The organism is Mesorhizobium sp. M6A.T.Ce.TU.002.03.1.1, assembly GCF_003997275.1.
Taxonomy (GTDB): domain Bacteria; phylum Pseudomonadota; class Alphaproteobacteria; order Rhizobiales; family Rhizobiaceae; genus Mesorhizobium; species Mesorhizobium mediterraneum.
This window is the reverse complement of record NZ_RZTI01000121.1, coordinates 1-18,686: the sequence shown is the minus strand read 5'-3', so window position 1 is coordinate 18,686 and position 18,686 is coordinate 1. Positions and strand designations below refer to the sequence as shown.

18 protein-coding genes are annotated in these 18,686 nt (G+C 61.7%); 10 read left to right on the top strand and 8 right to left on the bottom strand.

The genetic code is table 11. The annotated features are described in order from the left end of the window. Nucleotides 1–276: 276 nt before the first annotated feature. Nucleotides 277–1,425, top strand: a complete 1,149-nt coding sequence (locus tag EOC93_RS26530; RefSeq protein ID WP_127206102.1) for a Gfo/Idh/MocA family oxidoreductase — start codon at nt 277–279, stop codon at nt 1,423–1,425. 18 nt (nt 1,426–1,443) lie between these two features. After that, nucleotides 1,444–2,427 carry an alpha/beta hydrolase gene (locus EOC93_RS26525; protein WP_127206101.1) on the top strand — a complete coding sequence of 328 codons (984 nt, stop codon included), beginning with the start codon at nt 1,444–1,446 and terminating at the stop codon, nt 2,425–2,427. Here the strand turns inward: EOC93_RS26525 and EOC93_RS26520 are convergent. Further along, a complete protein-coding gene (locus tag EOC93_RS26520) occupies nt 2,408–3,433 on the bottom strand; it encodes a LacI family DNA-binding transcriptional regulator (RefSeq protein WP_095487647.1) in 1,026 nt (341 codons plus the stop codon). The genes EOC93_RS26525 and EOC93_RS26520 overlap by 20 nt on opposite strands. A gap of 242 nt (nt 3,434–3,675) precedes the next feature. On the opposite strand from EOC93_RS26520, the gene EOC93_RS26515 reads away from it, so the two are divergent. The 8 genes from EOC93_RS26515 to ugpC all read left to right on the top strand — a co-directional run bounded on the left by EOC93_RS26515 (nt 3,676) and on the right by ugpC (nt 11,915). Next, nucleotides 3,676–4,623 (top strand): sugar kinase, encoded by a 948-nt coding sequence (locus EOC93_RS26515; protein ID WP_127206100.1) that lies wholly within the window; start codon nt 3,676–3,678, stop codon nt 4,621–4,623. Next, nucleotides 4,620–5,906, top strand: a complete 1,287-nt coding sequence (locus EOC93_RS26510; RefSeq protein ID WP_127206099.1) for a D-tagatose-bisphosphate aldolase, class II, non-catalytic subunit — start codon at nt 4,620–4,622, stop codon at nt 5,904–5,906. The genes EOC93_RS26515 and EOC93_RS26510 overlap by 4 nt, the downstream gene beginning before the upstream one ends. Before the next feature lie 180 nt (nt 5,907–6,086). Continuing rightward, complete coding sequence (locus EOC93_RS26505; protein ID WP_127206098.1) at nt 6,087–6,971, top strand: dihydrodipicolinate synthase family protein; 885 nt, start codon at nt 6,087–6,089, stop codon at nt 6,969–6,971. Between the two features lie 23 nt (nt 6,972–6,994). Then, nucleotides 6,995–7,654 carry a GntR family transcriptional regulator gene (locus tag EOC93_RS26500; protein ID WP_095487053.1) on the top strand — a complete coding sequence of 220 codons (660 nt, stop codon included), beginning with the start codon at nt 6,995–6,997 and terminating at the stop codon, nt 7,652–7,654. Between the two features lie 63 nt (nt 7,655–7,717). Then, a complete protein-coding gene (locus tag EOC93_RS26495; protein WP_127206097.1) occupies nt 7,718–9,055 on the top strand; it encodes an extracellular solute-binding protein in 1,338 nt (445 codons plus the stop codon). Continuing rightward, complete coding sequence (locus tag EOC93_RS26490) at nt 9,055–9,993, top strand: sugar ABC transporter permease (RefSeq protein ID WP_095487051.1); 939 nt, start codon at nt 9,055–9,057, stop codon at nt 9,991–9,993. Before EOC93_RS26495 ends, EOC93_RS26490 begins: the two co-directional genes overlap by 1 nt. Beyond that, nucleotides 9,994–10,815 (top strand): carbohydrate ABC transporter permease, encoded by an 822-nt coding sequence (locus tag EOC93_RS26485; protein WP_023797160.1) that lies wholly within the window; start codon nt 9,994–9,996, stop codon nt 10,813–10,815. 41 nt (nt 10,816–10,856) lie between these two features. Further along, complete coding sequence (gene ugpC / locus EOC93_RS26480; RefSeq protein ID WP_095487049.1) at nt 10,857–11,915, top strand: sn-glycerol-3-phosphate ABC transporter ATP-binding protein UgpC; 1,059 nt, start codon at nt 10,857–10,859, stop codon at nt 11,913–11,915. A 296-nt stretch (nt 11,916–12,211) separates the two neighbouring features. On the opposite strand, the gene EOC93_RS26475 is transcribed toward ugpC, so the two are convergent. The 7 genes from EOC93_RS26475 to EOC93_RS26445 all read right to left on the bottom strand — a co-directional run. Continuing rightward, complete coding sequence (locus EOC93_RS26475; RefSeq protein WP_095487047.1) at nt 12,212–12,442, bottom strand: hypothetical protein; 231 nt, start codon at nt 12,440–12,442, stop codon at nt 12,212–12,214. A 336-nt stretch (nt 12,443–12,778) separates the two neighbouring features. Continuing rightward, nucleotides 12,779–13,525: a GGDEF domain-containing protein gene (locus EOC93_RS26470; RefSeq protein WP_245329974.1), complete on the bottom strand. Its 747-nt coding sequence runs from the start codon at nt 13,523–13,525 to the stop codon at nt 12,779–12,781. Between the two features lie 362 nt (nt 13,526–13,887). Further along, nucleotides 13,888–14,592: a thermonuclease family protein gene (locus EOC93_RS26465; RefSeq protein ID WP_127206096.1), complete on the bottom strand. Its 705-nt coding sequence runs from the start codon at nt 14,590–14,592 to the stop codon at nt 13,888–13,890. Between the two features lie 33 nt (nt 14,593–14,625). Next, complete coding sequence (locus EOC93_RS26460) at nt 14,626–15,825, bottom strand: ABC transporter substrate-binding protein (RefSeq protein WP_095487041.1); 1,200 nt, start codon at nt 15,823–15,825, stop codon at nt 14,626–14,628. An 86-nt stretch (nt 15,826–15,911) separates the two neighbouring features. Further along, complete coding sequence (locus tag EOC93_RS26455; RefSeq protein ID WP_095487039.1) at nt 15,912–16,670, bottom strand: transglycosylase SLT domain-containing protein; 759 nt, start codon at nt 16,668–16,670, stop codon at nt 15,912–15,914. A 32-nt stretch (nt 16,671–16,702) separates the two neighbouring features. Beyond that, nucleotides 16,703–17,074: a hypothetical protein gene (locus tag EOC93_RS26450; RefSeq protein WP_126104680.1), complete on the bottom strand. Its 372-nt coding sequence runs from the start codon at nt 17,072–17,074 to the stop codon at nt 16,703–16,705. Nucleotides 17,075–17,134: 60 nt separating this feature from the next. After that, the coding region (locus tag EOC93_RS26445; RefSeq protein WP_127206095.1) for a type I secretion C-terminal target domain-containing protein at nt 17,135–18,686 on the bottom strand (1,552 nt) is incomplete at its 5' end.

Genomic DNA, 18,686 nt, shown 5'->3' with positions numbered 1-18,686 from the left:
GCCCAAGTGTTGCCGCGCCCAGCAGTCCGGCGCTGCCAATGAGAAACTGCCGGCGGTCGGCGATCGTCACATGCGCAACCGGCTTCGAGCCGGAGACCGGCCCTTTTTTGATGTCAGTCATTTTCTCTCCTCCTTGCGCTGGCAGCCTCCCCAGTCAGCATTTGCGCATGTTCCAGAAAAATTTTACGCGCGTCAATATTTAAAATGCTGTAAAGCGGCTTTCGAATGTGATCCGTTGCCGGTGCAATGATTCACGGCGTTGGGAGGTGGAAAAAAATGCGAGGACAATCAGGAGCTAAGCTCGGCATCGGCGTAGTCGGGTGCGGCAACATCTCGATGACTTATTTGCGCAATGCGGCTCTGTTCGGTGAGGTGGAACTGCGCGCCTGCGCCGATATATCGCCCGATATGGCGGCCCTGCGTGCCAGCGAATATGGCATCCGGGCAGTCAGCGTCGATGCGCTTCTGGCCGATCCCGAAATCGATCTCGTCCTCAATCTGACCATCCCGGCGGCGCATTTCGACATCTCGTTTTCGGCGCTTTCGGCGGGAAAGCACGTCTTCACCGAAAAACCGCTGGCGACCTCGGCTAGAGACGGCCGCCGCCTTGTCACCGAGGCGACGGAGCGCGGGCTGCTGCTGGGCTCGGCTCCGGACACCTTCCTCGGCGCCGCCGGACGGCGGGCACGCCGCCTCATGGACGACGGCGCGATCGGCCGCGCGGTGACCGGCACTGCCTTCATGATGGGGCGTGGCATGGAGCACTGGCATCCCAATCCGCAATTCTACTACCAGCCCGGCGGCGGACCGGTCTTCGACATGGGCCCCTATTACCTGACGATGCTGGTCAATCTGCTCGGGCCGGTGGCCCGCGTGATGGCGATGGCAACGCGGGGCCAGGAAGAGCGGTTGATCACCGCCGAAGGCCCCTACAGGAACACCAGCTTCAAGGTCGGCACGCCGACCAACGTCCTGTCGCTGCTGGAGTTTCGCTCGGGCGCCACCGTCACCTTCGGTGCCTCGTGGGACGTCTTCAGGCACTCCAATCATCCGATCGAGTTGCACGGGACCGAAGGCTCGCTCAGGCTGCCCGATCCGGATACGTTCGGCGGCACCGTCTCGCTGTCGGAACGTGGGGCCGACTGGGCCGATTTTCCCAGTGACAGCGAACTCTACGGCGCGCGCAATTGGCCCTTCGCCGCGCCCGACCGCGCGAATTACCGCATGCTCGGCGTTGCCGATCTTTCGCGCGCGCTGATATCAGGAAGAAGGCCGCGGGCGTCCGGCGACCTTGCGCTGCATGTGCTGGAGATCATGGAGGCGATCCTCGCTTCGGGAGAGAGCCGCGAGTCCGTCGCCGTCAACGCAACGGTCGATCAGCCACCGCTCCTCCAGGAGGACGAAGCGGCCAGCCTGCTTGCCTGATATCGGAGGGCACTTACGATGACGACCTCGCTTTCGCCCCTGCTCGATCCAGAGGCCCGGCATGTGCTCGACCTTGGGCGAGAAGCGGCAGCCCCGCCGTTCGAAAGCGGCACGCCTGAAGAGGCGCGCCGCGCCTATGAGCAGGACTTTCCGGCACTCCAGGGCGAGCGCGAGCCGGTCGGCTCACTGACCGAGCGCACCATCGCCGGCCCTTGCGGCTCGTTGACGCTCAGGATCTATCGCGGACAGGGCGCGGTCGGGGCCGCTGCCCCGGCGCTGCTCTATCTGCATGGCGGCGGCTGGGTGATCGGCAATCTCGAGTCGCATGACGAGATCTGCCGGTGGTTTGCCAATATGGCGGCGTGCGCCGTCGTCTCGCCCGACTACCGGCTGGCGCCGGAGCACAAATTCCCGGCGGCGATCGACGACTGCCGCGCTGCACTTCCTTTCATGCAGAACGGCGCGGGCGATCTCGGCATCGATGCAGGAAGGATCGCTGTCGCCGGCGACAGCGCCGGCGGCAATCTCGCCACCGTGCTTTGCCTGCTTGCGCGCGGCGACAAGAACCCGCCGACCGCGCAACTGCTGTTCTATCCGAACACGGACGCCTCGCAGGCGGCAGACAGCTATCGCCGCTTTGCCGAGGGCTACGGTCTGACATCGGCGACCATGGCCTGGTTCCGCGAACACTATATCAGGGATGCCGGCGATATCGACGACTGGCGCGTGTCGCCGCTCAAGGCCGCAAGCCTTGCCGGCATAGCGCCGGCTTTTGTCGCAATCGCCGGTCATGACATCCTCGCCGACGAAGGCGAGGCTTATGCCAAGCGTCTGGTGGATGACGGCGTGCGGGTCGTGCTGCGGCGCTGGCCCGGCCAGATACACGGCTTCGTCTCGATGGGCCGCCACGGCCCGGCGGCGAGGCAAGCGGTTGGCGCAGCGGTTGCCGCATGGCGCGGCTTCGATCCTGCCTTTGGAACGCTCAGGCCGACTGACGCATGACCAGAGTCGCGTCGAGACTGACCTTGGGGGCAACTGCCGCGTCGTCCTCGTCCAGCAAGGTCAGCAGCGTCTCGACGCTGCGTCCCGCCATGGACGCGAAATCCTGCGCCATGGTGGTGAGGGCAGGACAGGTATAGCGGCTTAGCGGATGATCATCATGGGCCGCGACCCGCAGGTCGCAATCGCCTCTGCGACCAACTTTGCGGCCTTGCGAATAGGCGGCAGCCATCACGCCGAAGGCGAGACGGTCGTTGGCGCACAGGATGGTCTTTCCCGGCAGGCCACCATTGCCGAGCATCTTTTCCATCTGCTCGTAGCCGATCCGCTCGAAATCCCAAGTATAGTCTTCGGTGTTGCCGATGATGACTGGCTCATGGCCGAGCCGCTGCATGGTGGCGACATAGCTGTTCACTCGTTCTGGCGAGTTGTGGTTGACATGCGGGATGTCGAAATAGACCGGCGCGTCGCCGGAGCGGGTGAGATACTCGACGATCGTCGAGACGCTCTGGGCATTGTTGTTGCCGACGAACGGCGTGCTGCCTTCGAGATAGGTATCGAAATAGACGATTGGGATCGCCTGTGTAAGCTTCTCCAGCGTGCGGTGGTCCGAACGCAGCCCAAGCGGCGCAATCAACGCGCCGGAAACTTTCAGCGAAAGAATGGTTCGTGTCGCTTCTACTTCGAGCTCGCGCGAGCCATGCGAGGAGATCACGATCGGCCAGTAGCCCTCATCGCGCAGCCTGAGTTCGATGCGGCTGACCATCTCGGAATAGAAGGGATCGGCGACCGTCGGCACCACGATGCCGATGCTGCGGGTCCGCTTTCGGTTCAGATTGCGCGCAAAGAGATTGGGCTGGTAGTCGGACGCGCGCAGCGCAACCTCGATCCGCTGCCGTGTCGCCGGCTTGACACTGGTCGGATCATCGAAATATTTCGACAGCGTTGGCCTGGAGACGCCGCAAGAGCGAGCAAAATCCTCCATCGTCTTGTGCGTCATCGGCATTATTCCCTCGCGCCGTTCCTCAGCGCTGCCCGGTTCCCTACATACGGTGCGCTGGCGTGCAACCGCAAGTCGAAACTTTACAGACAATTCCAGCAGTTTCCATGCGTAAATTTATTAATTGACGCGAAAAAGCACAAGCCGTATTCACTTCCAGTGGGCGAATTCGAAATTCGTATCACCCGGAAAGAGCTCGCGCGGTTCATCCGAAGCGAGGCCGGGCGAAATGCCGGGAGGGATTCCGCGAGATGAAGAAGCTGGTCAGTGCCGGCGAGATACTCGTCGAGATCATGGCCGAGCGGATCGGCCAGAGCTTTCTCGAGCCTGGTCCGCTGCTTGGGCCCTACCCGTCCGGAGCGCCCGCCATCTTCATCGGCCAGGCGGCGGCGCTCGGCCAGCCGGCCGGCCTCATCGGCGCCGTCGGCGACGACGATTTCGGCAGGCTGAACATCGAGCGGCTGCGGACGCTTGGCGCCGACGTGTCGGCGATCGCGGTTCACACGGGCCAGGCGACGGGCACGGCCTTCGTCACCTACCGGGCCGACGCCAGCCGGCATTTCGTCTTCAACATCGCCAACAGCGCCTCCGGCCTGATCGAGACCGACACGGCGGCAACGAAGCTGCTCGCCAGTGCCGATCACGTCCATGTCATGGGCTCGTCGCTGTTTTCCGACCGCGCCATCGCGGTGGCGCTATCGGCGATCGAGACTGTCAAGACCAACGGTGGAACCGTGTCCTTCGATCCGAACATCCGCCGCGAGATCATGCAGGCTTCAGGCATGCGCACGGCGCTCGACCATGTGCTGGCGCGAGCCGATATCTTCCTGCCGAGCGGTGAGGAGCTCTTCCTGTTTTCATCCGCCAAGGACGAGAAGGGCGCGGTCGACGAATTGCTGAACCGTGGCCTGTCCTGCATCGTCCTGAAGAAAGGCGCCGCGGGCGCCACCTATCATGATCGCCACGGCACGGTCGCCTCACCCGGCTTTGCCGTCGACGAGGTCGATCCGACCGGCGCGGGCGATTGCTTCGGTGCTGCTTTCGTCTCGTTCTGGTTGCGCGGGGCGGCTCCCGCAGACGCAATGCGGATTGCCAATGCCTGCGGTGCGCTCGCTGTCACCCGCAAGGGACCGATGGAGGGCATTTTCCCGCTTGAAGCGGTCGAAGCCTTCATCGCCACAGGGAAGAACATGCAGTGAGTGCCGCGACGCAGAGGTTTGCAAACATTGCGGCGAGGCGCGCTGCAGGCGAGAAAAGCGGCATCGCCTCGGTCTGCTCGGCGCATCCGCTGGTGATCGAGGCCGCCTTGCGTCATGGCGCGGCGCGGCATGCGGATGTTCTGATCGAGGCCACCTGCAACCAGGTCAACCACGAGGGTGGCTACACCGGGATGACGCCGCCCGACTTCCGCAGCTTCGTCGAGGCGCATGCGAAGAAAGCGGATTTCCCGGTCGATCGCCTGATCCTTGGCGGCGATCATCTTGGACCCAATCCGTGGAAACACATGGCTGCTGCCGCCGCCATGAAGAACGCCGCGGCGATGATCGATGCCTATGCGAGCGCCGGCTTCACCAAGATGCATCTGGATACGAGCATGGCCTGCGCCGACGATCCTGCCGTGCTTGCCGACGAGACCATCGCCGCGCGGGCGGCCGAACTTGCCGCAATCGCCGAGGCGGCGGTCGAGCGGGCAGGCGGCGAAAGACCGGTCTACGTCATCGGCACCGAAGTGCCGGTGCCGGGCGGTGCGCTGGAGGCGCTCGACCACCTGCATGTGACGGCGCCCGACGATGCTTTGCGCACCGTAGAGGTACACGCCCGAGCGTTTTCCCGCGCCGGCCTTGACGACGCTTTTGGCCGTGCGATCGGGGTCGTCGTCCAGCCTGGTGTCGAGTTCGGCAACGCCGAGATCGTGCCCTATGCGCCGGCCAAGGCGACTGAATTGGTGGCGGTGCTCGACCGCATGCCGCAATTCGTTTTTGAGGCGCATTCGACCGACTACCAGCCGGCCGAAGCGCTCAACGCTCTCGTGCGCGATGGTTTTGCCATCCTCAAGGTCGGCCCCTGGCTGACCTTCGCGCTTCGCGAGGCGCTGTACGGGCTCAGCCACATCGCCGATGTGCTCGCGCCTGACCCTTCGCGTGAAAGCCTGCCTGTCGCGATGGAGCGCATCATGCTGGCGTCGCCGGACAATTGGCAGAAATACTATCCGGCCACGCCGGAAGAGCAGCGCGTGCAGCGGCATTTTTCGTTCAGCGACCGCATCCGCTACTACTGGCCGACGCCGGACGCGCAGCGCGCCACGCAAAAGCTATTGGATGTGCTGGGCGAAAAGGACATTCCCCGGCCTCTGATCAGCCAGCATCTGGGGCAGCTCGACGCCGAGGTTGCGGCAGGCCGGATCAAACCTTTCGCGCACGACCTTCTGATCGGCAGCATCACCCGTGTCCTCGACATCTACGCAGGCGCGACGGGACAGTAGGGCGGATCGGCCCTGGGCGGTGTGCTGGTCGCACCGCCGAAAAGCGTCACGCGCGAAACCTCTCTGTTCATGTCCGACTCTCGATATCGCCAGCGTTTCGAAAAAGACACTGCTGCAATTTACAACTAACATGTTAGCGTGTTAGCAGTGCTTGCAGATCGACATCTGGAGAAAATAGCAGTGGCTTCGCGCTTTGGTCTTTCGGTTGCCCTCACCACGCCTTTTGATGCGTCCGGGCAAATCGCCATCTCTCCAATGGTCGCGCAAGCCCAGGCTTGCCTTAGCGCCGGCTGCAGCAGCGCAACGCTCTTCGGCACCACGGGGGAAGGCGCCTCGGTGGGGACTGGAGAGCGGCGGATTGTCACCGAAGCCATGCTTGCCGCCGGCATTGCGGCGCATCAGCTCGTCGCCGGCGTGCTGGTCGATGCGGCCGAAGACGCCGCCGAACAGGCGCGGCACGCCTTGCAGCTCGGCGTCCGCAACATACTGCTGGCCCCGCCAAGCTACTTCAAGAATGTCGGCGAGGACGGGCTGTTCGGATGGTTTTCCGCCGTCTTCGCCGCGCTCGGCCCGCTGGCTCGCGGTGTCCTGCTTTACAACATCCCTTCTGTCACCATGGTGCCGCTCCCGCTTAGCCTGATCGGTCGGCTGCGTGCGGCCTTCCCCGGCGTGATCGCCGGTGTAAAGGATTCGGGTGGCGACTGGAGCTATAGCGAGGCGTTGCTAAAGGCCCATGGCGACCTGGTGATTCTAATCGGCGACGAGCGGCATTTGGCGAGAAGTGTGCGCCAGGGCGGGCAAGGCGCCATTTCCGGCATGGCCAATTTCGTCACCGGTGAAATCCGCGCCATGGCCGAGGACGGGCGCGACGACGCCCGCGTCGAGAGCTTCGTGCTCGAATTGCTCAAATATCCGGTCACCCCGGCGGTGAAGGTCATGGTGGCGCGCAAGACCGGCGACGAGCGCTGGCTGGCGGTCCGTCCGCCGCTCGAGCCGATCGCTGCGCAGGGGCGGCAACAGCTTACTGCTGCCTATGACAGGCTGTTTGCGACAGAGCCGGCCTGACCGGCAAGGAAGAAACCGCTGAAATGGACGACAGCAGCGAACCGGCCACCCTCAGGGAAAAAGCCTATGCCAGCTTCACGCGGCATTTGCTGGCTCGTGATCTGCGGCCGGGACAGTTCGTGTCGCAGCGCGAACTGGTTGCCTTTACCGGGCTGCCGCTTGGCGCCATCCGCGAGATCGTGCCGCGGCTCGAAGCCGAGGGACTTCTGATGACCATCCCGCAGCGCGGCATGCAGATCGCCCATATTGATATCAGCCTGATCCGCGAGGCTTTTCAGTTCCGCCTGTTCATGGAGCGCGAAGCGGTGGCGCTATTCACCGTCAACGCCTCCGACGCCGAACTCGCCCGCCTGCGGCGCGAACATGAGGACATGCTGGCTCAAGCGTTGTCGCAGCCGCCGACGGCGGAAATGGAAGCCAAGGCCCAGAACATCGATTGGGCGATGCACGACACCTTCATCGATGCGCTAGGCAACGAGATCATCGCCAAGGCGTATCTGGTCAATTCGGTAAAGATCCGCCTGATCCACCAAGAGCGCTTCCGTATCGATGGGCGCGTCGTGCCGGTGATGCATGAGCACCTGACAGTGATCGAAGCGCTCGAGAGCCGCGACCCACAAAAGGCTGTCGAGGCGATCAGCCGGCATATCGACAATGCGCGCCGGTTGGCGCTCCAGATCTGAGGACGTATGGTTCGCGGCTGCCGCGACGCAATCCACAACGACAGCAACCCAAGGGAGGAAGAAATGTCGTCCAATCCGTTCAAGCCAACAAGAAGGCAAGTCCTTGCAGGAACCACGGCGCTCGCCGCCGCGGGCCTGGCGGGCCTTCGCCCGAGCTTTTCCGCCAGCGTCGACTGGAAGCGTTTTGCCGGCACGACGCTCGACGTCAATCTGGTCAAAAGCCCGCGCAGCGACACCATCCTGAAATATATCGCCGAATTCGAGGAGCTGACCGGCATCAAGGTCAATGCCGAGGCGACGCCGGAACAGCAGCAGCGGCAGAAGACCGTGATCGAGCTCAGCTCCGGCAAACCGAGCTTCGATGTCGTGCATCTGAGCTATCACGTGCAGAAGCGCCAGTTCGAAAAGGGTGGCTGGCTGGCCGATATCGCCGGCTATCTCGCCGACCCGACCTTGACCGATCCTGGGCTGGTCGAAGGCGATTTCGCCGAAGCCGGCATGCTTTTCGCCAAGGACAGTCAGGGCGTGCTGCGTTCGCTGCCCTTCTCGGTGGACTACTGGATCGTCTACTGGAACAAGGAGCTGTTCGAGGCCAAGGGCCTAAAATATCCTGAAACGTTCGACCAGCTGGTGGCCGCCGCCGAAGCGCTGACCGATCCATCGACCAACACGTTCGGTTTCGTTGCCCGCGGCCTCAAGAATGCAAACACGCCGGTGTGGACGTCGCTGATGCTCGGCTACGACATGACGCCGCTCGACGACAAGGGGAAGCTACGCACCGAGGCTCCCGAGGCGATCGAGGCCGCCGCCCTCTACCAGAGGCTGATGACCAAATCCGCTCCTCCGGGCGTCACCGGCTTCAATTGGGCTGAAGCGCAGTCCGCCTTCCTGCAGGGCAAGATCGGCATGTGGTTCGACGGCGTGGGTTTTGCTCCGCCGATGGAAAATCCCGAAAAGTCGCGCGTGGTCGGCAAGGTCGGCTATGGCGTGATGCCCAAGGGTCCCAAAGCGCATGCCTCCGGGACGTTTGGTGACGGCCTCGGCGTGACCGCCTCCAGCGAACAGAAGGAAGCTGCCTATCTGTTCTGTCAGTGGGCGGTTTCGCCGGCCATGGGCGCGCGCCTGCTTCAGGCCGGCGCCGGCGTGCCTTTCCGCAAGTCGATACTGGAAGACCCCAAGGTGCGCGAAGGCGTCACCATGCCGGCAAGCTGGCTCGATGCCGTCGTCGGCTCGGGCAATATCAGCCGGCTGGCGCTGCCGGTGATCATCCCGGTCACCGAGTTTCGCGACATCTACGGCGTGGCGTTGACCAACATGATTGCTGGTGCTGATCCTGCCGAAGAGCTGAAGAAGGCCACCGAACAGTTCCAGCCGGTGCTCGACAGGAGCGAGCAGGGCTGATGTCCGCCATCGCCCCTGAACGCACCGGGGTAGCGACGCAAGCCATTGAAGGGAGCCAGACGATCCGGCTGGCTCCCAACTACTGGCCCTTCGTCGTTCCGGCGCTCGTCGTCGTTGGCGCCGTGATAGTCTTTCCCTGGGCTTTCACGCTCTGGATGAGCGTCAACCGCTGGACGCTCGGCCAGTCGCGGAGCTTTGCCGGGATGGAAAACTATCTCCGTCTGGCCAGCGATCCGCGATTCTGGGAATCCCTGGTTCATACGTTGACCTACACCTCCTTGTCGGTGGCAGCGCCGATGTTCCTGGGCACTGTCGCCGCCCTGATCTTCGACGCCAGGTTTCCGCTGCGCGGCCTGCTGCGCGGCGTCTTCGTGATGCCGATGATGGCAACGCCCGTTGCCGTGGCGCTGGTCTGGACCATGATGTTCCATCCCCAGCTCGGCGTGCTCAACTACCTGCTATCGCTGGTCGGCATCCCGGCGCAGGAATGGATATTTAATGCCAAAACAGTCATCCCTTCGCTGGTTGCGGTCGAGACCTGGCAGTGGACGCCGCTGGTGATGCTGATCGTGCTGGGCGGGCTGGCCTCGGTACCGCGCGAGCCCTTCGAGAGCGCCGAGATCGATGGTGCCAATGCCTGGCAGCAGTTCCGCTACCTCACTCTGCCGATGATCGCGCCGTTCCTGATGATCGCGTTGATCATTCGCACCATCGATGCGCTGAAGAGCTTCGACATCATCTTTGCAATGACTCAGGGCGGGCCGGGCACGGCGTCGGAAACCATCAACATCTACCTCTACAACACCGCCTTCTCCTACTACGACATTGGCTATGGCTCGGCGATGGCCGTGGTGTTCTTCATCGTCATCGTGGCGCTGTCCTTCATCCTCCTGATGCTGCGCCAGCGCTCGCAGTGGATCGACGCGGAGGGCAAATAGATGAGCTCACGTCTGCTCAACCAGATCGGGCTGTTTTTCGCGGCTCTGGTCATTGTCTCGCCGGCGATCCTGTTCTTCCTCTGGATGATCTCGCTTTCGCTGAAATTCGAGATCGACAACGGCGCCTATCCGCCGATCCTGATCCCCGAACGTTTCGCCTGGTCGAACTATGTAAAGGTGTTCGAGGAGAACAATTTCCTGCTCTATCTCTGGAATTCGGTTCTGGTGACCGGCACGGCGACACTTCTGGCGCTGCTGATCGGCGTACCGGCCGGCTATGGCATAGCGCGGCTCAAGGCCGAAAAATCGGCGGTCGTCATCATGATCGCCCGCATGACGCCCGGGCTATCCTATCTCATCCCGTTGTTTCTGCTGTTCCAGTGGATTGGGATCCTCGGCACGCTCTGGCCGCAGATCATCATCCACCTGGTGGTGACGGTGCCGATCGTGGTCTGGGTGATGATCGGCTATTTCGAGACCACGCCGATGGAGCTGGAAGAGGCGGCTAACATCGACGGCGCCAGCTCCTGGCAAGTGTTCCGGCTGGTCGCTCTTCCCATCGCCAAACCGGGCATCGTTGTCGCCTTCATCCTGTCCGTCATCTTTTCGTGGAACAATTTCGTTTTCGGCGTGGTGCTCGCCAGCCGTGAGACCCGCACGCTGCCGGTCGCCGTCTACAACATGCTCTCCTATGAGCAGGTGAGCTGGGGGCCGCTCGCCGCCGCCGCACTGGTGGTGACGCTGCCGGTCCTGGTCCTGACCATGTTCGCGCAAAAGCAAATCGTCGCCGGGCTGACCGCCGGCGCGGTCAAGGGCGGCTGAAGCCGCATAGCTCGACATCACTCTTTTCCCGGAGAAATCCAATGGCATCGGTAACAATCAACAACGTGCAGAAGGCTTTCGGAGCCACCAAGATCATTCACGACGTCAGCGTCGACATCGCCGACGGCGAATTCGTCATCCTGGTCGGCCCGTCGGGATGCGGAAAGTCGACGCTGCTGCGCATGATCGCCGGACTTGAAACGATCTCGGGCGGGAAGATCGCCATCGGCGAACGTATGGTCAACAACCTGCGGGCGCGGGACCGGAACATCGCCATGGTGTTCCAGAACTATGCGCTCTATCCACATATGACGGTGGCCGACAATATGGGCTTTGCCCTGAAGATCAAGAAAGCCGATCCGGCCGATACCGCCGGCCGCGTCAGGAATGCGGCCAACATCCTTGGGCTGGAAAAGCTGCTTGAGCGCTATCCGCGTCAGCTCTCCGGCGGCCAGCGCCAGCGCGTCGCCATGGGCCGCGCCATCGTGCGCGACCCCCAGGTCTTCCTGTTCGATGAGCCGCTTTCCAATCTCGACGCCAAGCTGCGCGTCCAGATGCGCGGCGAGATCAAGGCGCTGCACCAGCGGCTGGGCACCACCACCATCTATGTCACGCATGACCAGATCGAAGCGATGACCATGGCCGACAAGATCGTCGTGCTGCATGACGGCCTGGTCGAGCAGATCGGCGCGCCGCTCGACCTCTACGACCAGCCGGCCAATCTCTTCGTTGCCGGCTTTATCGGCTCGCCCGCCATGAACTTCATTGCCGGCCGCATCGAGGAAGGCGTGTTCCGCAGCGCCGGTGGGCTGATCCTGCCGCTGCCGGAAGGCGCCCACCCGGCCGATGCTGCAGGACGCGAACTTGTCTACGGCATCCGCCCCGAACATATCCGCGCAACCGCCGGGGGAATGCCAGGCACGGTCACGCTTCTGGAAGCCACGGGTTCGGAAATCTTCGCCAAGGTCGACTGCGCCGGTGAGGAAATTTCCTGCCTGTTCCGCGAGCGGCTTCCGCTCAAGCACGGCGCGCAGGTGCGGATCGAGATCGATCGCGCCTGCGCCCACCTGTTCGACGCGAAAACCGGCCGGCGTATGTGATTGGCGTGGGTTGCGCGACGGGCTCGCTCACGGCTGAGGTTCACCAAGACTTTGAAACTATGGTGATCCCGACAACGTCATTGAGGAACTGGGGCGACAGCTACCGCTCTTACAGCATGCCAGCGGGGCATCACAGTTCAATGGCCATGCAAGTCCGAAGCCACTAACCCCTCGCCTATCCTCCTGCACGCAACGGCGCTGCGGCACTTTGATCTGCCGCATCACCCGGCCTTGGGCCCTGGCAAAAAACCACTCCGATTTTCGGCGACGCCGACCTTCGGTTCGTGGATCATGCGCTAGAGCCAGATACCATCTTTGCGGTCGAGCGGGCCAACGCTCTCGGGTCCCGGATCAGCTTCTGCGGCTTCTGCGCCGTAGACCGTCCAGAGCATGTAGACAAAATACCCGACCTGCAAAACTATCGGGCTAATGATCGCCCAGCCGATTGAACCCGTTGCCCAATACGTCGAGATCGAAACAAGGCACGACGTAGTGAGTATCCCCACCAGGACCTGCAGAACGTTCATCTGTTTTTTCAAAGCGTCCCGGAACTGACAACAGCCGAGAGGCTCCCCCAACCCAATACTCGATACTCAATACCCCGAGCCAACATCTCATTATTTTAGGGGTGGCGCAAGTACCATGTCGGGTAGCGGCTGAGGCATGCAACCTTCAGTTTTAAGTTGTTTAATTCCGGCGGTCTGTCGGCTGCCAACTAAGGGTGTAAAAGCTGGTGGAGGCGACTCTCGCGGATGGCTGCGCCTGGGGCGATCGGGGTGTGTCCTCGTCGTCGTTCGCCTTGGCCTGTCCTGCAGGACCATTCACACCGCAGCCGGAGCAAGTTGCCGCCCTGCAAGCGATCGTCAACTGGGCAGACGAGACAGTTCGAAGTCAGTTCCATTTCTGGATAGCAGCTGCTCGGCGGACCGGAACATGTCGTCAAACGCGAGTTCATTCTCGAAGACTACCCCTCCGACGCCTATGCTCAGGACATCCTCCGCCCCTTTTGGCGCAAAATAGACTTGTGCGACGCGCGCCCGGATACGCTCACCGACCTCCTTGGCGTCTTCTTCGGTGGCACCAGGTAGAAATACCCCAAAGATGGATATCCCTATGCGGCCGATCAGATCCTCCTCGCGCACTGATGACTTTATGGTCGAGGCTATGAGCCGCAAGGCCTCGTCGCCCCATTCAATACCAAATCGCAGGTTGATGGATCGAAGGTGTTCGGGATGGATGACCAGGAAGGCGCCCGAACGAGAGCCACGCTCAGATGGCTTCTTTACTCTGCGTTCGATGATCGAAGTAAAAACCGTTCCGTTCAAGCAGCCCGTCAGGCCATCGTAGGTCGCTGACTTGTTTAGCTCTTGCCGATAGCGGCGGATCTCAACCCGACCCCAGCCGATCAACAGGAAAAGCGGTAGCCCAATGACGAGGGGGACGAGCGTTGCCGTGACAACGCCGCGTCCGAACGGCGTGAGCCCATCGGCGAACAGGAGCAGATAGTTGAGGCCTAGCGAAAAGCCCAAACTCCCGGCGGTCCCCAGAAGCGTCAGCCACGCGATACTCTTCCACGCTTGGGCAGAGCTGTTCGCCATCGATTTTGTCACTACCCGATCTCCTGTCAGATAGGCTGGCATAAGGCCGGCAAGTTACAAATTCGGTCTCAAAAGCCAATACAATTTGATCGATCGGACTGAACGAGCTCTGGCTGACCCATGTGAAGCTGGAGTTGCCCGCGAGGAAGATGGAAGACAACAGTTAACGAACCAGGTGTCGGCGCAGGCTGAACAACCAGCAGCGCAGGCAACCGCCTGATCAGCATGCTGCTCTAGAGCCTGCCCCGATAAAATCGGGATGGGGCTCTATCTTTTTGTTTGAGCATGATCGTTTCCGAAGCCGGATTCCACTTTCGGGATCATGCTCCAGTTTCGGCAAATACGGTTCCCTGAGGGCTCAAAAGGCGAGCTGACTATCGAGGCGGGCCGAATATACCCATCTCCGTATCCATCGCTGTCACCTCCGCCTTGCCGTAGATACCGCTCGGCAATGACAGGGCCCAGCCATTGGAGACCAGCCAGGCGCCGACATCCTGCCTGCCGAGCCTGCATGGGGCGGCGATAGCGAAACGATCCACTTCCGGTGGCACGAAGCAATTCAGCGCGCGTCCGCGCAACCAGGAGTTGAACGCTGCGCGCGCGCGTTGGCCGCAAGGCCAGACGACGTCATGAAAGGAACAGGTCTTGTCCGTGGCAATGCTCTGGACCCCGCTGATGACCACCGTCCGTCCCATCGATTCGAAGATCGCGGACGAACTCGCAATCGGAGCGTAGAGCAGGACCTCCCGCCAGTCTTGCGGCATCGGCGTTTTCGGGGGCACGGCGAGACCGAGTTCGCTGAGTGGCGGACGGGGCTCAATCCGTTCGATTTCCGAAGAATCAAGTTGTGGCGGAGCGATGAGGTCCTGAGCAATCTTGCGTGCCGGCACTCGCCATTGAGCGTCGAGAACGGTTGCGCCCGGTCGGGTTGGCCGCTTGCCGCGAATATCAGGAGACGGCGCAGGAACAGGCCGGTCGACCGAAAGCAAAGCCCCGCCCTGAATGATCAGGAGGAACCCGGCCAGAAGCTCCAGGCTTGCGAGCGCGACAGCCAAGCGGATGCGGCTCGGCCTGTCCATCAGCTCGATAAGGTCCTGCGGGTTCGCGCCGGGTCAAAAACCCGACGTCGATCTGGCAACCAATTTGAGCGCACCCTTTTCAACTCGATAGAACGGCATCGATCGCTGGCTGGATCCGTCGGCGCGAAACCGGAATAGACCTGTGGATCCGCGAAACCCGCTCGGATTTTCGAGTACCTGTTTGCTGAAGCCATCGGGTCCAACCGCGCTGGCGATCCCAGCAGTCAGCGCAACCATATCATAGGCGTAGGCGACATTGACGTCGGGCTGATAGTTATAGGTAGTCTTGAAGCGGTCGGCGATTGGTCCGGTTTCGCGCGGATCGAGCGTGGCGATATAGGCCCCTTCAAACAGCGGCTCGATGGGGCGTTCCAGCCAGCGGTTTGTTCCCACCACAGCGATTGTTCTTCCCGGGATACCCTTGGATTTCAGGGCGGCAAGGATTTGCAGCGGGCTGTCGTCTCCGCTGGCGACAATGACGGCGTCCGGAGCATCCACGAGTGAGCCCATGTCGGTGACCGCTTTGGTGCCGCCGTCGCCTGCCGAGTACGGGATAGTGACCGCCAGCGTTGCGCCATAGATGCTTAGGCTGTTCGCGACCCGCTTTTCAACGGCACTGCCGTTCGAGCCAGCTGCGACAATCAATACGAACTTCTTGCTGCCTTTCGCCGCGATGCCTGCGGCGCCCGCAGCCGCGCTGTCTGCCTCGCTGAGGCGCACGGCATAAACGCCGGGACCGCCTGTGAAATTGTTGGCAAGTGCCAACACTGGCGGCCGTTTCGGTCCCGACAATTTGGCGATATGCTGCGCCGCCGGTAGTTCGGTCGGACCGATGACGACTTTCGCTCCCGTCGTGATCGCCTTTATCGACAATTCGCTGGCGTGTGCACTGTCGCCCTGCGTGTCCTCGACCGTCAGTGTGAGCAATCCATTGCCAAGATCCGCCATTGCGAGTTTTGCGGCATCGAGCATCTTCCTGCCGGTTTCCCCCGTGGCTCCAGGGGCGGACAAGGGCAGCAGCATCGTGATCTTCGTCGAACCACTGCCGATCGATTGCGTCGCCTGGGATCGGCCCGCAACTGCGGCGTCATTCTGCACTCCGGGTGCGGCGATTGCAGCCGGATCGAGCACTTCGGAAATGCTGCCTTTCGACTGGCAACCTGACAATGTCACGGCGAGCGCAAAGGCGATTGCCCTCGTCCGCAGCCAGAGGACCTGTCGGCCAGCTTCCATGATTTTCCACCCTATGTGCCGCCGGGTCACTTCCCGGTCTGATCTTCCAGTCATGTCACGGCTGAGTTGCGCCGTCTTGTGGTTCTTTAGCCTGCAAAAAGCCGGGCTCTGAGCGTCCTGATCTGTCTGGCTTGCCTTGCATTTCGATAGTCGGCGCATTTCATGTATCGCGGCCCAGGCACGAACACCCGCCGCACGCACACGCGTTTTCCTGCGGCAGGGGCGCTGTCTTCTCCTCCTGCTGAAAATGTGGAAAAGCCGAATGTTGCCACCGGCAATGGCCCGTCAACCTCGAACCCTTCCCTTGCCAGGATCGAGCGCGCGCGCTGGCAGTAGCGGACCGAAAGTGCCGAGAAACGGCTTTCGTTGTGCCCGGCGCGATACTTCATGACGGTGGTGCACAGGTCGCCGTCGGCGAGCCTGTTCGCCTGAGCGAGATATTTGACGCCCAGCGCGATGTTGGTCTTCGGCGCACTCAGCTCTTCGAGCGGGCCTTGAAAGCCAAGCATTCGTGCTGTCGCGGGCATGACCTGCATCAACCCGACTTCCCCGTCGGCACCGCGCGCCTCGGGATCGAACCCGCTTTCGATCTCCATCACGGCGTGTGCGAGCCGCGGCTCCAGGCCGTAGATCGACGACTGGCAGGTCGCGAATGCCTTCAGCGTTTCTCTCGTCCATTCCTGGGTGGCATCGCAGCGCGTCGGCCGCAACCGTTCGGGCAAAGCATTTTGTATTTTAGTGGATTGTTCCGACGCACCCGCGCCGGCATGCATGGCAAGCAGGTCAAAACCGGCCAAGGCGATCGTTCCGACGATCGCCCGCAGCAGTGTTCGGTCGGCCATCATTGTCAGCCAGCCGCGCGTCGCCGCCTTTTTGGTCAGTTCATGTACTCGACCATGCGGTCGTGGAAACACTCGCATTTATTCAGGTAGTCTTCGTCGCGATAATTTGTCTTCAAATAGCCGTATGCCTTGCCGCAGGCGACCTTGGCCTCGGAGGCCCAGACGAAGACAGGCCGTGACGAATGGATCCATTCCGAGCTGTTGGCGACGGCGACAGACTCGTCCATCAGTTGCACCACCTGGTTCTTGAGATCGACGATGTTGTCGGTCTGCACCAGGTTGGACGTGCCGACGACGCGACAATAATCGACCGACGGACCTTCGATGATGTCGGCGGCATACCCCGTCGATCCAACAGCCAGGAACAGTGTTGCACCGGCAGCCAGAAGTCTTGCAGACTTTTTCATGATGAATTCCCCTCTACCATTCGAATCTATAGCATAGCACCTAGCCCTTGCACTATTCCCCTAAACCGCATTGGCCGTGGTCGTATGCTGGGTTATTCCGTCGTCATAAAGCAGCGTGATTGTGCTGGACACCGGCACGTTCGTTAGCGTGGCCACATCCACGAAATTGGTGCCGTTGGCCGTACCGTCGGCATCGACGCTTAGCGTGCCGGTTCCCGCATCGTAGTTCACGAACTCGCCGATATTGGCTCCCCCCGGGGCTGTGTCGAACAACGACGTCAGGTCGATCACGTCGCCCTGGCCGCCAGCGCCGCTGTAGTCGGAGATGAGATCCTTGATGTCCAACTGGTCGAGTTTGAACGTATCAGCACCGTTTCCTCCAGTCATTGTGTCTTGGCCGAAACCTCCAACGAGGAGATCGTTGCCGTCGCCACCGCTGATAAGATCGCTGCCACCACCGCCGCTGAGGAAATCATTGCCTCCCCTGCCTATGATGACGTCATTGCCGCCATTGCCATTGAGATGGTCGATACCGGATGTGCCATAGATCTGGTCGGCCAAGGTGGCATCGCCATTCACCGTTATTCCAGGATCGCCTGGATCATGGGAGAAGAATTCGAATCTGACTGCGCGGGCCTGGTAGTTGCCGCCATCATTGTCGAAATAGGAAAGTGTCCATGTGTCGCCGGCGGCCGGTGGATTTGCGATCAGATAGTCCGCGAGCGTCGTCGTCGTTGCGACCCCGGCGCCGTCGAGAAGGAAGATATGGTCATAGTCGACGGTCGCCTTCATCAGGCCGGTGGCCGGGTCGTAGGTCCAACTCTGCTCGAATGTTCCGGCAGTCAGATCGTCTTCAACAACTGCAAAACGGTTCGCTCCGATCCTGATCTCGACTTGAACTTCCTGCTCGCGATGCGATCCCGCACTGCCGTCTCCGAAGACGCCTGGATTGCGTTCCCCTAGCGGGATCGGAGTTACGAAGGGCGACTCCTGGAAGTCGGTGTAGATTACGACTGTCGAGCCATGAGGATCGGCCGTTATTGCGCTTACCGTGGCTTGGGACAGGCTCAGGTTCTGGGTCTGGTCGTTTCCGGACGTGAGCGGGCTGTTACCATTACCCACCTGTGCGGTATCGCTGGGCAAGCTGGTCGGCGGGACTTCGTGGATGCCGACAGTCTGAGTGACGTGGGCGGTGCCGTCGAAGACGTCCAGCGACAGATTGACGTTGACGGTGTCGGTTACCGTTGCGGTCGGCCTGTAGACCAGGTCGTCCAGCAGGTTAATGCCGCCGGCCGGATCGTAGAGCACAGTGCCGGCCGTCAGGGCGACGTAGGTGAGGCCATCGAAATAGAACGTGCCTGTGGGGATCGTCCCCGTCGCGGTGACGATGAGGTTATCTCCGTCCGCATCGGTCGGGATAGTCACCAGCAAGGGATATCCGTCGGGATAGCTCGGCGTACTCAAAGTTTGCTGTGCCGGATCGCTCGACATCCAGTTCTGGGTGTTGGCGGCAACCGGAGCATTGTTGACGTCCGACAGGGTGATGGTCAGCGTCGTCGTCGACAGGTCGCCGTCGCCGTCCATGATGGTGTAGACGAAGGTGTCGGTGGCG

Bases quoted from the DNA above. Each gene is read 5' to 3' on its own strand.
- EOC93_RS26485 (WP_023797160.1), top strand. From the start codon at position 9,994: ATGAGCTCACGTCTGCTCAACCAGATCGGGCTGTTTTTCGCGGCTCTG.
- EOC93_RS26465 (WP_127206096.1), bottom strand. From the start codon at position 14,592: ATGGACAGGCCGAGCCGCATCCGCTTGGCTGTCGCGCTCGCAAGCCTG.
- EOC93_RS26490 (WP_095487051.1), top strand. From the start codon at position 9,055: ATGTCCGCCATCGCCCCTGAACGCACCGGGGTAGCGACGCAAGCCATT.
- EOC93_RS26525 (WP_127206101.1), top strand. From the start codon at position 1,444: ATGACGACCTCGCTTTCGCCCCTGCTCGATCCAGAGGCCCGGCATGTG.
- EOC93_RS26500 (WP_095487053.1), top strand. From the start codon at position 6,995: ATGGACGACAGCAGCGAACCGGCCACCCTCAGGGAAAAAGCCTATGCC.
- EOC93_RS26460 (WP_095487041.1), bottom strand. From the start codon at position 15,825: ATGGAAGCTGGCCGACAGGTCCTCTGGCTGCGGACGAGGGCAATCGCC.
- EOC93_RS26495 (WP_127206097.1), top strand. From the start codon at position 7,718: ATGTCGTCCAATCCGTTCAAGCCAACAAGAAGGCAAGTCCTTGCAGGA.
- EOC93_RS26475 (WP_095487047.1), bottom strand. From the start codon at position 12,442: ATGAACGTTCTGCAGGTCCTGGTGGGGATACTCACTACGTCGTGCCTT.
- ugpC (WP_095487049.1), top strand. From the start codon at position 10,857: ATGGCATCGGTAACAATCAACAACGTGCAGAAGGCTTTCGGAGCCACC.
- EOC93_RS26455 (WP_095487039.1), bottom strand. From the start codon at position 16,670: ATGATGGCCGACCGAACACTGCTGCGGGCGATCGTCGGAACGATCGCC.
- EOC93_RS26515 (WP_127206100.1), top strand. From the start codon at position 3,676: ATGAAGAAGCTGGTCAGTGCCGGCGAGATACTCGTCGAGATCATGGCC.
- EOC93_RS26450 (WP_126104680.1), bottom strand. From the start codon at position 17,074: ATGAAAAAGTCTGCAAGACTTCTGGCTGCCGGTGCAACACTGTTCCTG.
- EOC93_RS26530 (WP_127206102.1), top strand. From the start codon at position 277: ATGCGAGGACAATCAGGAGCTAAGCTCGGCATCGGCGTAGTCGGGTGC.